Consider the following 13,990-nt stretch of genomic DNA (forward strand, 5'->3'; position numbering starts at 1 on the left):
TCTTAACTTTCTCTCCTTCGCTTAGCAAATGTGGTAAACGAAGAGGAAAGCGCGAAAGCACGAGCCGCCCTCACCCATGTATACGCAATGCCCCGAATGCCTATCCGTGTTTTCTGTGGATGCGCGCACGCTTGCGCAGGCGCACGGCTTCGTGATGTGCGGCCATTGCGGGGCCGGCTTCGACTCCATCGCCACCCTGGCCGACCAGCTGCCGGCTGAACCCTTCACGGAACTGCCCTCCCACGAACCCGCGGTAGAGCCGCCGCATGTGAATGCCGTGGTCTACCGGCCGCGAAACGAAGCGGAAGCGGAAGCGGCGGAAAACGAAGCACCGGCACCGCCACAAGACATCTTTGCCGATCTCGTCGTTACGCCGCGGTTTGCACGCGACAAGCGCATGGACCGACCGCGCCGCTGGCCATGGCTCGTCGCCTGCCTGCTGTTGTTTCTCGTGCTGGCCGCTCAGCTTGCGTGGGCATTACGCGATCCGTTGATCGCCGACCCCACGACCGGCCCGATCGTGCAGGAAGCCTGCGCACTGGTGCATTGCCCATTGCCGCCTGTACGCGATGTCGGCAAGTTGCAGCTGCTGGCACGTGACGTACAGACACACCCCACCGTGCCGGGCGCATTGCTGATCAGTGCGACCGTGCGCAATGACGCTGCGTTCGTGCAGCCATGGCCGGTGGTGATCATTCGCTTGTCCGACGGCAACGGCAAAGTGATTGCCATGCGCCGTCTCAACCCGTATGAGTACCTTGACGATACCGAAGCCTTGCATCGCGGGCTTGCACCTGGCGCCGCTACGGCATTGGTGTTTGAGGTCGAAGATCCTGGCCATCAGGCCGTAGGCTTTGACATCGGATTTGAATAACCATCGCTTAGTGCCTGTTCGGCTTGGGCTTATGATTTTTCCTGTTCAAGGCTCTTAATTTTGTCGTCGGTCGCGAGTACACTCGGTCCCTCGCGCTAGAACTATCAGCGCTGCTTATCCCGCCGCGAAAGCGGTAACTGCCAAAACAGGGCAACGGCCGATGTAGCCGTTGCGTGAGTATGTGGGGAGATGTCCTTGAACGCGGTCAGACTGCCTGTCAACGAGGCTGTTCGTGAATCCTCGTCGCAGAGCGCACTGAGTGAATGCGTAAGCCGGACCGTGCGCCGCTATCTTGCGGACATCGGCGATACGTCGTGCGATGAAGGTCTGTATGCATTGGTGCTTCGCGAAGTCGAAGGTCCGTTGCTGCGCGAAGTGCTCGCGTTTCATGAAGGCAATCAAAGCCGCGCGGCAGCGGTGCTGGGCATCAATCGCGCCACATTGCGCAAGAAGCTGGCCGTGCACGGCCTGCTCTGATTCACGGTCCAGGCCGGTCGTCACCGGCCATATGCCATTTAGCCGTCCAAACACACCACGCCGGGCATGCGCATCACGCTATAATGCGAGGCTTTCACGCATCCGGAAGCCGCCATGCCCGCACCTGCCGTCACACCCATCCGCCGCGCGCTGATCAGCGTTTCGGACAAGACCGGGCTGATTGAACTGGGGCGCCGCCTGGCCGCGGCCAAGGTGGAACTGCTTTCCACCGGTGGCAGCGCCAAGGCCTTGCGCGATGCGGGCATTAGCGTGAAAGACGTCAGCGATCTCACCGGCTTTCCGGAGATCATGGACGGTCGCGTCAAGACCTTGCACCCCAAGGTCCATGGCGGCCTGCTCGGCCGACGCGGCACGGACGATGCGGTCATGACTGAACTGGGCATTGCGCCCATTGATCTATTGGTGCTGAACCTCTATCCGTTCGAAGCCACCGTCGCCAAACCCGATTGCACGCTGGAACAGGCCATCGAGAACATCGACATCGGTGGCCCGGCCATGCTGCGTTCGGCTGCCAAGAACTGGAACGATGTCGGCGTACTGACCTCACCCGATCAGTACGAGGATGCGCTTGCCGAAATCGAGCAGCACGGTGGCTTGAGTCGCGCGACACGCTTCAAGCTCTCGGTGACGGCGTTCAATCGCGTATCCAATTACGACGGTGCGATCAGCGACTACCTGTCCGGCCTGCAGCTCAACGATGCATACGATGCCATTGCCGGCCACGACCCGTTCCCCGCGCAGGCCAATGGCCGATTCGTCAAGCTGATGGATCTGCGCTATGGCGAGAATCCGCATCAGCAGGCGGCGTTCTACCGCGATCTGCATCCGGCACCGGGCACGCTCGCCACGTTCCGTCAAGTGCAAGGCAAGGAACTATCATTCAACAACATCGCCGATTCCGATGCCGCGTGGGAGTGCGCGCGCAGCTTCAGCAAGCCCGCTTGCGTGATCGTCAAGCACGCCAATCCGTGTGGCGTGGCGGTAAGCCTCGATGGCATCGCCCGCGCCTACGATCTGGCCTATCAGACCGATCCCACCTCGGCGTTTGGCGGCATCATCGCGTTCAATCGCGACGTCGACGGCACCACGGCACGCGCCATCGTTGAACGACAGTTCGTGGAAGTGGTGTTGGCGCCAGGCTATGCGGATGACGCGCTGAAAGCCTTCGCCAAGAAGACCAACGTACGCGTGCTGGTGATTCCGCCGCCGCCCAGCGGCGACCTCAGTCAGGCACATCCGGGCAACGACTGCCGCCGCGTGGGCTCGGGCCTGCTGATCCAGACCGCGGACCGCGGCATGATCACCGCGCAGGACCTCAAGATCGTTACCCGCCGCGCACCGACCGAAGCGGAAATCAACGACCTGATCTTCGCCTGGAAAGTCGCCAAGTACGTAAAGAGCAACGCCATCGTCTACGCGCGCGACCGGCAAACCATCGGCATCGGTGCCGGCCAGATGAGCCGCGTCTACAGCGCGCGCATCGCCGGCATCAAGGCGGCGGATGAAAAGCTGGAAGTGCGCGGCTCGGTCATGGCGTCCGACGCGTTTTTCCCGTTCCGCGACGGCATCGACGCGGCCGCGGCAGCAGGCATTCGTGCAGTCATCCAACCCGGCGGTTCGATGCGTGATGCGGAAGTCATCGCTGCGGCGGACGAGCACGACATGGCGATGGTGTTCACCGGCATGCGCCATTTCCGCCATTAACGCCCCGTACGGTGCTACCGCCCCTGCGAGCGGGAGTGGTAGCACCGCGCATCACTCAGCGGCGAGCACGTCTGTTCTGGGCGTTTCGTGCTTGCCCGTCTCCAGACGCCGCGCATAGCGCCGCGCCAGCACGGCGCACGTCATCAACTGCATCTGATGAAACAGCATGATTGGTAGCACGATCATGCCCAGCACATGCGCGGGAAACAGTACATTCGCCATCGGCACGCCGCTGGCCAGGCTCTTCTTGGAGCCGCAGAACACGATAGTAATTTCATCCTCGCGGCGAAAACCCAGCGCGCGCGAGCCATAGCGTGTGATCAAAAGCGCGGCCGCCAGCAGGATCGCATTGATCAGTAGCACACCGCCCAGCACCGACAGCGGCAGCTGTTTCCACAAACCTTGCAGCACCGCCGCGCTGAACGCCGTGTACACCACCAGCAGGATCGAGCCCTGATCCACCACACCGATCAGCGGACGATGACGCTGTACCCAACCACCTATCCAACGTTGCGCGATCTGTCCCGCCACAAACGGCACGAACAACTGCAACACGATCTCGCCCACCGAATGCCACGACATCGCGCCCTGCCCGTTCGCCCGCACGATGAGGCCCGTCAACAGCGGCGTAATACCGATGCCGAGCAGGCTGGACGCGGACGCTGAACACACGGCCGCCGAAACATTGCCGCGCGCGATCGATGTGAACGCAATCGATGACTGCACGGTCGAGGGTAACGCACATAGAAAGAGAATGCCCACATACAGCGTCGGCGTAACCAGCGGCATCAGCAGCGGCTTGAACAGCAGCCCCAGCACGGGAAACAACACGAAGGTGCTGGCGAGCACCACCAGGTGCAGCCGCCAATGCGTCGCACCCGCCACCACCGCTTCGCGCGACAGCTTCGCGCCGTGCAGGAAGAACAGCAGGGCAATCGCCAGGTTGGTAAGCCATTCGAACGCATGCGCCACACCGCCCCGGCACGGCAACAGGCTGGCCGTCAGGACCGTGGCGAGCAGGCAAAGCGTGAAATTGTCGGGGAGAAAGCGACGCAGGGCCATGACACGAGGGAAGGCAGCGGAGATGCGGTTATTCCAATACAGGCCTATTGATAAATCAAATAACTTTATTGTATCTATTGATACAATATGGCAATGAATATCAGTCTCCGGCAATTGCGGGTTTTCCTGGCGGTGGCCAAACAGCGCCATTTCCGGCGCGCGGCCGAACAACTGCATTTAAGCCAGCCTGGCGTGAGCCGGCATGTGGCCGAACTGGAGGCCGAACTAGGCGTGCGACTGTTCGATCGCAGCACGCGCGAAGTCGTGCCGACCGAAGCAGGCCGTTATCTGGAAGGAGCCATGGAGCGCGTACTGGACGAACTGGAAGGCGTCCTGGAACACATGCATTCAGAAGGCGAACGTCGACGCGGAAAAATCCACATCGCTTCCGTGCCCACGCTTTCGGCCAGCCTGATGCCCGCATGCATCGCCGATTGTGCCCGCGACTATCCCGAATTGACGATCCAGTTGCATGATCAGGCGCAAACCCTGGTGCTCGACAGCGTGCGCGGCGGTGAAGTGGATTTCGGTATCGCGATCGAGCCGCCGGAGTCAGGTGAATTCGACTGCGAAACGATCATGCGCGATCCGTTCTGTCTTGCCTGTCGTCCGGACCACCCGCTCGCGCAACACAAGACCGTGTCGTGGAAGAAACTGCAGGGACAAGCGCTGGTGCTCCTGGATTACTCTTCCGGCAGCCGACGCCTGATCGATCAGGCGCTGCAAAAACATGGCGTGCAAGCCTGCGTTGTGCAGCAAACCGGCCATACACATACAGCGTTTCGCATGGTTGAAGCCGGACTTGGTGTAACCGTGACGCCATGGCTTTCCTCGCCGCCATCGACCTTGGCGGTGCGGCCGCTGACACCGACTGAACGACGCGCCGTCACGCTCATTCATCGCCATCAACGCTCGCTGTCGCCGCTGGCTGCGCTGGTATGGAACCGGCTGCGCGAGCTGGCCGCCAAAGGCTCGCTCACGCCGCGTTGAATGCCCGCTTTTTAGGCTTTACACGCCATTGGCGCGAGGACAAGCCGCATGCGGTACGAACTCTATTACTGGACCGGCATCCAAGGTCGCGGCGAATACGTGCGCTTGGCGCTCGAAGATGCAGGCGCCGATTATCTCGACGTCGCGCGCGAGCGCGGTGACGACGCGATCATGGCGTTTCTCGGCGGCGAAGAGAAAGGCGCACTGCCCTTCGCGCCGCCGTTCCTCAAAGCCGGGCGTCTGGTGATTGCGCAAACCGCAAACATTCTCGCCTATCTCGGGCCCCGGCTCGGCCTGGTGCCCGAAGGAGAAGCAGCGGAAATCTACGCGCAGCAATTGCAATTGACGATTGCCGATTTCGTCGTGGAAATCCACGATACGCATCATCCGATCGCGGCCAGCCAGTACTATTCGCAACAACGCACCGCCGCGCGCAAACGCACCGAAGCATTCCGCAAAGAACGCCTGCCGAAATTCCTCGACTATTTCGAGCATGTACTCGAACGCGGCAATGGGCGCCAGGCATTGGCACGCCATTCCTACGTGGATTTGTCGCTGTTCCAGCTCGTGAGCGGACTGGACTATGCGTTTCCCAGCGCCATGCGTCGCATGCAAAGGCGCATACCTCGCTTGCGCGCTTTGGCAGAACGCATTGCCGACCGGCCGAACATCGCCGCGTATCTGGCATCACCACGGCGCATTGCGTTCAATGAAGACGGTATTTTCCGCCACTATGCCGAACTCGACCCCTCGCGCTGACGGGACTTCATCTGTTTAGAACAACGCAATCACCAGCGAACCGGCCACGATCAGCACACCGCCGACGAACACCGGCCAGGTCGGCTTTTCTCCCAGCACGAGCAAACCCAGCACGATCGCTATCGCCACGCTCAACTTGTCGATCGGCGCGACCTTGCTGATCGGTCCCAATTGCAGCGCGCGGTAGTAGCACAGCCAGGAAAGCCCCGTGGCGATGCCCGAAAGCACCAGGAATACCCAGCTATGCCACGGCAACCCCGACGGTTTCGCCCACTCCGCGCGCAGACTGAGAATGCCGGCCGTCACCGCAAGAATCACGAGCGTGCGGATGAACGTGGCGAGATTGGAATTGATGCCCGCCACGCCGAGCTTGCCGAACAATGCCGTCAGCGCGGCGAAGCACGCCGAGCCAAGGGCAAACAGCAGCCAGCTTTCGCGCAGATTCATGCGCCAGCGTTAATCGCCGTTGTCGTCTGATGAAGACGCGGACGCAGGCTTGGAGTTGCCCCACTGCATGATCTTGTACATCACCGGCTTCACCGGCGGCTGTCCGTTCGGGTCGAGCATATGGCCGTCGGTGTCCACGTTGTAGATCTGTTGCGGGCCATGCTTGGGCGTCACCACCACCATGTAAACGCGGCCGTTCTGGCGATATTCCTGGATGGTGTTTTCGCCTTCCTGATGCACCGACACATCCGGCGGCGGCTCGCCATTGGCATCGCGCCCATCCGGTACGCCGGCCACGTGAGGCACGGGTATCGGCTTGCCCGGCAGATGGCTCGGCTCCAGCTCCGCCGGGCTCGACACGGGCTTGGCGCTGGTGCTTGCCACGGCCGGTTCCCTGGCTGGATTCACGCCCGGATCGTTCATCCCCGGCGGCGGTGGCACGGGCGCGAAATGCGGCGTGCCCGACGAGGACGATGAAGACTGCGCAAAGGCCGCTGAGGCGGCCAGAAAAGAAAGGGCGAGCAAGCAAGTTGCGGATTTCATGGCGATCTTGGGGCCTCGTCAGGGTGTCAGAGCATACCAGTGGGCGGGCCGCCCCGCGGTGAATGGCCGGCAGCCATAAGCGACCTGCGCCCCCATGCGTGTTCCACGTTCCCCACGCCCTGTTCCCTTAGAATCGGCGGATGGCAAACCTCACGCTCATCGACGGCTCCTCGTACCTGTACCGCGCGTTCCACGCGCTGCCACCCCTCAGCAATGCGCAGGGCGAACCCACGGGCGCGCTGTTCGGTGTGGTCAACATGCTGCGCACCACCTTGAAGGCGCGGCCTGATTACGTGGCGTTCGTCAGCGATGCCTCGGGCCCCACCTTCCGCAATGTGCTCTATGACAAGTACAAGGCCCATCGCCCGCCGATGCCCGATGAATTGCGCGCGCAAGTGGAGCCGATGCTGAAAATAGTCAGCGCGCTGGGTTTTCCGATCCTGCGCGTAAGTGGTGTCGAAGCCGACGATGTGATCGGCACGCTTGCCACGCAAGCGCATGAGCACGGCATCGACGTGCTGATCTCCACCGGCGACAAGGATCTTGCGCAGCTGGTGCGCCCAGGTATCACGCTGATCAACACGATGACCAACACCACCATGGATGGCGCCGCCGTGATGGACAAGTTCGGCGTGAAACCCGAGCAGATCATCGACTTTCTCAGCCTCACCGGCGACACCGTCGACAATGTGCCGGGCGTCACCAAATGCGGGCCGAAAACCGCGGCGAAATGGCTGGCCGAATACGGTTCCCTCGACGGCGTGATGGCGCATGCCGACAAGGTCGGCGGCAAAATCGGGGAGTACCTGCGCGAGGCATTGCCTTCCCTGCCGCTGTCGCGCCAGCTGGTGACGATCAAGATCGACGTGCCGCTGGAGGTGGGCGTACCGCAATTGATGCTGCGCGACCGCGATATCGACGCCTTGCGCGAGTTGTACACGCGCTATGAGTTCAAGGCGGCATTGAAGGAACTGGACAGTATCGCCGCGGAAACGGCAACGGCACCTTCGGCCGCCCCATCGCCGGCCGTCGTCGCGCCTGCGCAACTTCCGCCGCCGGCGCCATCGGCCGAGTTGAGCGCGCAAGGCCACTACGAGCTGGTCACCACCCAGGCGCAGTTCGATCAATGGTTGTCGCGTTTGCATGATGCGCCGCTGATTGCCTTCGATACGGAAACCACCAGCCTGGATGCCATGCAAGCGGATATCGTGGGCATCAGTTTTTCAGTGCAGCCGGGCTATGCCTGCTACATCCCGCTCGCGCACGATTATCCCGGCGCACCCGCGCAGTTGCCGCGTGAAAACGTATTGGCCGCGCTCAAGCCCATCCTCGAAGATGCACGTCGCCCGAAAGTCGGACAGCACGCCAAATACGACATCAACATCCTCTCGCACTATGGCATCGCAGTGCAGGGCCTGGTGCACGACACGATGCTCGAATCCTACGTATGGAACGCGACCGCCACACGGCACGACATGGATTCGCTGGCGAAGAAATACTTAGGTTACGACACCGTCAAGTACGAGGAAGTCGCCGGCAAGGGCGCCAAGCAGATTTCGTTCTCGCAGGTGGACCTTGACACCGCCTGCCGCTACGCCGCCGAAGATGCGGATGTGACCTTGCGCCTGCATCATGCGCTATGGCCACTGCTGGAAGGTGAGCCGCAGCTGCGCCGCGTCTACGAGGACATCGAAATACCGCTGGTGCCAGTGCTGGCTGGCATGGAACAGCGCGGTGTGCTGATCGACGTGAACGAACTGCGCAAACAGAGCCAGCAACTGGGCAAGCGCATGCACGAGCTGCAGCGCGAGGCGTGGGCATCGGCCGGGCGCGAGTTCAATCTCGACTCGCCCAAGCAGTTGCAGGCGATTCTGTTCGATGAACTGGGACTGCCGGCGAAACTGAAAACGCCCACCGGGCAACCGTCAACCAATGAGGAAGCGCTCGAGGCGATCGCGGACGATCACGCGTTGCCACGCCTGATCCTCGATTACCGCGGCCTGGCGAAATTGCGTTCCACGTATACGGAAAAACTCGCGGAAATCGTCAATCCGCGCACCGGGCGCGTGCATACCAGCTATCACCAGGGCGCGGTGGCGACTGGTCGCATTTCGTCCACCGATCCGAATCTGCAGAACATTCCCGTTCGCACCGAGGAAGGCCGACGCATTCGCCAGGCGTTCATCGCACCCGAGGGCTGGCGGGTAGTGGCCGCCGACTACTCGCAGATCGAGCTGCGCATCATGGCGCATCTTTCAGGCGATGAAGGCTTGCTGCGCGCGTTCCACGAAGGCGGCGACATTCATCGCGCCACCGCCGCGGAAGTGTTTGGACTGGAGCCTGAGGCGGTCACCAGCAATCAGCGCCGCGCCGCCAAGGCGATCAACTTCGGCCTGATGTACGGCATGAGCGCATTCGGCCTGTCGCGCCAGCTCGGTATCGACCGCGGCGAGGCCAGCGACTACATGGCGCGCTACTTCTCACGCTACCCGGGTGTGCATGCCTTCATGGAGGCCACGCGCGAGCGTGCGCATCGCGATGGCTATGTCCAAACGCTGTTCGGGCGCCGCCTGTATCTGGAAAACCTTAGCGCCCGCAATCAGGCCTTACGTGCGGGCGCAGAGCGCGCGGCCGTCAACGCACCGATGCAAGGCACGGCGGCCGACATCATCAAACGCGCCATGATTTCCGTCGCTGCGTGGCTCAAGGATCGCGACGACGCGCATATGTTGATGCAAGTGCACGACGAACTGGTGTTCGAAGTGCGCGCCGATGTCGTGGACGCCGTGCGCGAGGGCATCCGCCAACGCATGTCCGGCGCGGCCGAACTGCGCGTACCGCTGATCGTGGATGTGGGCGTCGGCAAGAACTGGGACGAGGCGCATTGATCGGTGATGTTCACCCGCACCAGGTTTGCAAACCTGGTGCGGGTGAATGCGCTCATTTCATCTTGTTGAGTTCAAGCATGGCCGCATCCGCGTCGGCTTTGGTGGCCTTGGCCTGTTCCATCAACGCCGCATCGTTCTGGAGAACCGCTTGTGCGATGAGCCGGTAGGTTCGCCGGCGCCCATCCGCATAACGGTTCAACGTCTGCTGTAATGCATACTGGCTGTCGCCAGGTTCAAGCTTCGGCGCCGACACCAGGGCATATATGTGGTCCCAGCCCGGTACCACGTCACGTTGAAGAACGCCCGCGTAATCGGCGCCTGACATCGCTCCCGACTGTGCTTTCTTGCCCACGGCATTCGCTTCCTCCACCACACGCCGCTCTTGCGCAGGGAAGTCGAGCAGCGCCGTCTGGAATTGCTGTTCGGCAAGCGCTTTGGCGGACGGATGGCCAAGCGGCCAGCTCATCGCGCCCAGCACGATGGCAGCGACGACCAGACCCGTTGCAAATTGCGGCATGCCAAAACCGATGCGTGATTCTTTGCGCAGCGGACGCGCCAACACGAGCCCCATGGCAAATCCGCCCACTAGGCCGCCGATGTGCGCCGCGTTGTCGATACCGCTGTGCGCAAAACCAAACACGAGGTTGTAGAACGCGAAGAACAGCGCACTGTTGCGTTGCCCGACCATCACAGCAACAGGCACGCCATTGCGCGAATTCATCACGAACGCGATCAGCCCTCCATAGATGCCGAAGATGGCCCCCGAGGCACCGGCGCTGTTGACCGCCGGATTCCAGAGCAAGCTGGCCATGCTGCCGCAAAGACCGGCGAACAGATACAGCAGCAAGAACCGACTGCTGCCGAACAGCCGCTCGATGAGCGAACCACTGGCAAGCAACACCAGCATGTTGCAGGCGATATGGATAATGCCGAAGTGGACAAACAGCGACGTAAACAGCCGCCACCACTGCCCACCCATGGTCAACGGGCCAAAATTCGATCCCCAATGAACCACGTCATTGCCATTCGGCGCAAAGAATCCCACCCCGCCCACGCACATGGCGACAAACACCAGTACGTTGATAGCCACCAGCACCGGCGTAACCGGTGCCCTCGGGCTCAAGGTCATCAGGCGCGAGCGATATTCCTGGAGTTCGGCGTGCTGACGCGCAAACGCGGCGGTCTGCCTGACGGGTAATTGCTGGCGGAGCGTAGCGACATCGTCTCGGTTCGCCGCGGTGAATTCGACCTGATGTGACAGGTTTTCTCTGTCACCGTCAAAGCGAAAACGAACCGTCAGCCCCGACCATTCCACATTGAAAATGTCGCTCAACGGTACACTGAGCTGCGCTTTCTTTCCCATGGAAAAGCGGCCACATGGGCCATTGAGCAGAACCTGGTCGCCGTTGATCGTGATCTGGCCCGATCCAAACAAATCCAGCAGATCGAGAGGTCTTTTGCGCTGACCGGACCTTTGGCCAAATTTAACCTTGTAGGTCGCCGGCGCTACCGAAACGACACGCGCGATCGATTCGTCTCCCATCAGGGAGACCACGTTTTCCTGCTGCATGATTTCCCCCTGATCCTGTGACTGCATGATGGCGTCCTTGCCCAAGCCCGTGCTCGGGAGCATGCCATCCAACGATGCAACCCTCCACCGACGTAAAGTCATGCGGGCAGAAATTACGATTCGTGCGCACTTTTTCTATATGAATCAGGGCTGACCAATCAGGGGTTTGTGCTCCGTTCTCTGCAACTTTTTGGCCGGATATGCGTTCTTACTCTACGGATGCACGCAACGGCATCCCCCGGCGCCCCACCTCCCTGGGTCGCCAACCGGAATCGGACCTCTCCCCTGGGTCGCCGATTCCCCGGCCCCGAAGACCCCCCCTAAGTCTTCGGGGCCTTTTCTTTTGCATTTCTTGCCGTGCGGCGGGACATAGGACAAGACAGACGTTAGGATGAAGTTACGGGATGGCCGCCGCCCGCCGGTTGCCCGAGCAAAGAACTGGTCCTACGTGCACATCAAAGGGAAACCCACTTCGTTCGACATCGCCCACCTGACGGGGGTCTCGCAATCCACGGTCTCGCGCGCCTTGCGCGGGAGTCCGCTGGTCAGCGAGGAAACCCGTCAGCGCGTGAAGGCCGCGGCCGACCAGCTCAACTACAAGGTGGACAAGAACGCCTCGAACCTGCGTTCCCAGCACTCGGGCACGCTAGCCCTGCTGCTGTTTGAAGATCCGACCGCCGATGATTCGCACATCAATCCATTTTTCCTGTCCATGCTGGGTTCGATCACGCGCGCCTGCGCGCTGCGCGGTTACGACCTGTTGATCTCCTTCCAGCAGCTTTCCGACGACTGGCACGCCGATTACGCCGATACCAAAAAAGCCGACGGCATCATCCTGCTCGGTTACGGCGACTACCTGGTGTACCGCGACAAGCTGCAGAAACTTGCCGAACAAGGCACGCGTTCGGTGCGCTGGGGTGCCGTGCTGCCCGATCAGCCGGACGTGTCCATCGGTTGCGACAACTTCCAGGGCGGCCACGCCGTGGCCGCGCACTTGTTGCAACAAGGTTGCCGGCGCATTGCGTTCCTTGGGGATGCATCCAGCCACTATCCCGAATTCTTCGACCGCTATCGCGGTTACGTCGCGGCCTTGCAGGAGGCTGGCGTGGACGTGGATGACGCCTTGCAGGTCGACGCCATCGAAAGCACCGAACAGGCCGGCTACGAAGCGCAGGAACAGCTGCTTGAGCGCGGCGTGCCGTTCGACGCTGTGTTCGCCGCCAGCGACCTGATCGCCATGGGCGCCATGCGCGCCCTTGCCGACCGCCAGATCAAAGTGCCTGAACAGGCCGCCGTGGCTGGCTTCGACGATATTCCGATGGCCCGCTTCCTCAATCCACCGCTGACCACTGTGTTGCAGGACACCAAGCTGGCCGGCGAGACGCTGGTCGACAACCTGTTGCAGCTGATCCGCCACGACCCGGTCCAGACACAACTGCTGCCGGTAAAGCTGGTGGCGCGCCGATCAAGCCAATACGGCACGTGACGTTCCCCCTGCGCCCCGCACGGCTGGCGTGACAGCTAACGCCTGCGGGATGCCAAGCACCCGAACGCGAAGCCCGATTTCACTCAAAACATACGTCCACGCGCAGCTCACCCGGCTTTCTCACCCGAAGAGAAAGAAAACAGCGGCTGTCGATTTCCGCCTGGCTGCTTCGTCGTCTCCACAAACGGCACCTTCATGCCACGGAGAAGCACCATGTTCATACAGCCCTATCTGTTCTTCAGCGGCCGCTGTGAAGAAGCGCTTGGCTATTACGAAAAACATCTCGGCGCCACGATCAACGCAAAAATGCGTTACAAGGAAGCGCCGCCCGGTGATGGTCCTGGTGCCAACGCCAATGGCGAACACATCATGTACAGCAACTTCACCATTGGCGATACGGTGTTGATGGCGTCGGACGATTGCGTCAACACGAACACTGCATTCCAGGGCTTTTCGCTTTCGCTTAGCGTAAAAACCAAAGACGAGGCTGATCGCGCCTTCAACGCTCTCGCCGACGGCGGCCGCGTGCATGCGCCGCTGGGCCAGACCTTTTTCTCGCCGTATTTCGGCATGGTGGTCGACCGCTTCGGCATGAGCTGGATGGTGATCGTTCCACAATAAGCGCCTGCTCAATGTCTCCTCGCAGTCCGGCTAACCCCTAAGTGACCAGATGAACCACGCAGAGACATCGAACAGGCTCCAAGGAGAACGACTATGCGATTCATGATGCTGATGCTGCCCAGCGCACATTGCGATGCCCTGCCCGACGCGCGACCCAGCGCTGACGCCGTGGCAAAAATGATGCGTTTCAACAAATCGTTGCAGGAGGCGGGCGTACTGCTTGCGCTTGACGGTTTGCATCCGCCCTCGGCCGGTGTGCGCGTCACTACGGTCAACGGCAAACTCAAGATTTCCGATGGTCCTTTCGCCGAAACCAGGGAAGTCGTCGGCGGCTATTGGATGATCGATGTCGCTTCGCGCGACGAAGCGATTGCCTGGGCGTCGCGTTGTCCGCTCACCCCCGGCGATACGATCGAGATTCGCCAAGTGTTCGAGATGTCGGATTTTCCCGCTGATGTGCGCAAGGCGGCCGAAGGTTTCGAAGAACTCCGGGCCGCGACTGGCTGATGCAGGAACTTGCGCCGCGTCGATACACGTGCTGTGATCGT

The 13,990-nt window shown here is 61.4% G+C and carries 13 protein-coding genes; 9 read left to right on the forward strand and 4 right to left on the reverse strand.

The window, feature by feature from the left end:
- Positions 1-76 precede the first annotated feature (76 nt).
- The 3 genes from DWU98_RS14810 (at position 77) to purH (ending at position 3,076) form a co-directional block, all read left to right on the forward strand.
- Positions 77-874 (forward strand): zinc-ribbon and DUF3426 domain-containing protein, encoded by a 798-nt coding sequence (locus DWU98_RS14810; RefSeq protein WP_115496335.1) that lies wholly within the window; start codon positions 77-79, stop codon positions 872-874.
- 189 nt (positions 875-1,063) lie between these two features.
- Complete coding sequence (locus tag DWU98_RS14815; RefSeq protein WP_115496336.1) at positions 1,064-1,351, forward strand: helix-turn-helix domain-containing protein; 288 nt, start codon at positions 1,064-1,066, stop codon at positions 1,349-1,351.
- A 114-nt stretch (positions 1,352-1,465) separates the two neighbouring features.
- Entirely contained in the window at positions 1,466-3,076 is a 1,611-nt protein-coding gene (gene purH / locus DWU98_RS14820; RefSeq protein ID WP_115496337.1) for a bifunctional phosphoribosylaminoimidazolecarboxamide formyltransferase/IMP cyclohydrolase, read from the forward strand.
- 51 nt (positions 3,077-3,127) lie between these two features.
- Here purH and DWU98_RS14825 read toward each other — a convergent pair whose 3' ends face one another.
- Entirely contained in the window at positions 3,128-4,138 is a 1,011-nt protein-coding gene (locus tag DWU98_RS14825) for a bile acid:sodium symporter family protein (RefSeq protein ID WP_115496338.1), read from the reverse strand.
- 93 nt (positions 4,139-4,231) lie between these two features.
- On the opposite strand from DWU98_RS14825, the gene DWU98_RS14830 reads away from it, so the two are divergent.
- Together DWU98_RS14830 and DWU98_RS14835 are read left to right on the forward strand one after the other, a co-directional pair.
- Entirely contained in the window at positions 4,232-5,128 is an 897-nt protein-coding gene (locus DWU98_RS14830) for a LysR family transcriptional regulator (RefSeq protein ID WP_115496339.1), read from the forward strand.
- 48 nt (positions 5,129-5,176) lie between these two features.
- Positions 5,177-5,887 (forward strand): glutathione S-transferase, encoded by a 711-nt coding sequence (locus DWU98_RS14835; RefSeq protein ID WP_115496340.1) that lies wholly within the window; start codon positions 5,177-5,179, stop codon positions 5,885-5,887.
- Positions 5,888-5,902: 15 nt separating this feature from the next.
- Here DWU98_RS14835 and DWU98_RS14840 read toward each other — a convergent pair whose 3' ends face one another.
- Both DWU98_RS14840 and DWU98_RS14845 read right to left on the reverse strand, forming a co-directional pair.
- Positions 5,903-6,334 carry an EamA family transporter gene (locus DWU98_RS14840; protein WP_115496341.1) on the reverse strand — a complete coding sequence of 144 codons (432 nt, stop codon included), beginning with the start codon at positions 6,332-6,334 and terminating at the stop codon, positions 5,903-5,905.
- Between the two features lie 9 nt (positions 6,335-6,343).
- A complete protein-coding gene (locus DWU98_RS14845) occupies positions 6,344-6,877 on the reverse strand; it encodes a DUF2782 domain-containing protein (RefSeq protein WP_115496342.1) in 534 nt (177 codons plus the stop codon).
- 140 nt (positions 6,878-7,017) lie between these two features.
- Here DWU98_RS14845 and polA point away from each other — a divergent pair, with 140 nt between their 5' ends.
- The gene (gene polA / locus DWU98_RS14850) at positions 7,018-9,765 is read left to right on the forward strand and encodes a DNA polymerase I (RefSeq protein WP_115496343.1); all 2,748 of its coding nucleotides are present in this window, start codon (positions 7,018-7,020) and stop codon (positions 9,763-9,765) included.
- 52 nt (positions 9,766-9,817) lie between these two features.
- On the opposite strand, the gene DWU98_RS14855 is transcribed toward polA, so the two are convergent.
- A complete protein-coding gene (locus DWU98_RS14855) occupies positions 9,818-11,362 on the reverse strand; it encodes a rhomboid family intramembrane serine protease (RefSeq protein WP_158545067.1) in 1,545 nt (514 codons plus the stop codon).
- Between the two features lie 421 nt (positions 11,363-11,783).
- On the opposite strand from DWU98_RS14855, the gene DWU98_RS14860 reads away from it, so the two are divergent.
- From DWU98_RS14860 to DWU98_RS14870, 3 genes are all read left to right on the forward strand, one after another.
- On the forward strand, positions 11,784-12,821 hold the full coding sequence (locus tag DWU98_RS14860) for a LacI family DNA-binding transcriptional regulator (RefSeq protein WP_230474869.1): 1,038 nt from the start codon (positions 11,784-11,786) through the stop codon (positions 12,819-12,821).
- Between the two features lie 213 nt (positions 12,822-13,034).
- On the forward strand, positions 13,035-13,442 hold the full coding sequence (locus DWU98_RS14865; RefSeq protein WP_115496345.1) for a VOC family protein: 408 nt from the start codon (positions 13,035-13,037) through the stop codon (positions 13,440-13,442).
- A gap of 93 nt (positions 13,443-13,535) precedes the next feature.
- On the forward strand, positions 13,536-13,949 hold the full coding sequence (locus DWU98_RS14870) for a YciI family protein (RefSeq protein WP_115496346.1): 414 nt from the start codon (positions 13,536-13,538) through the stop codon (positions 13,947-13,949).
- Positions 13,950-13,990 lie beyond the last annotated feature (41 nt).

Origin of the sequence: Dyella monticola (assembly GCF_003363155.1) — a bacterium.
GTDB classification, from domain to species: domain Bacteria; phylum Pseudomonadota; class Gammaproteobacteria; order Xanthomonadales; family Rhodanobacteraceae; genus Dyella_B; species Dyella_B monticola.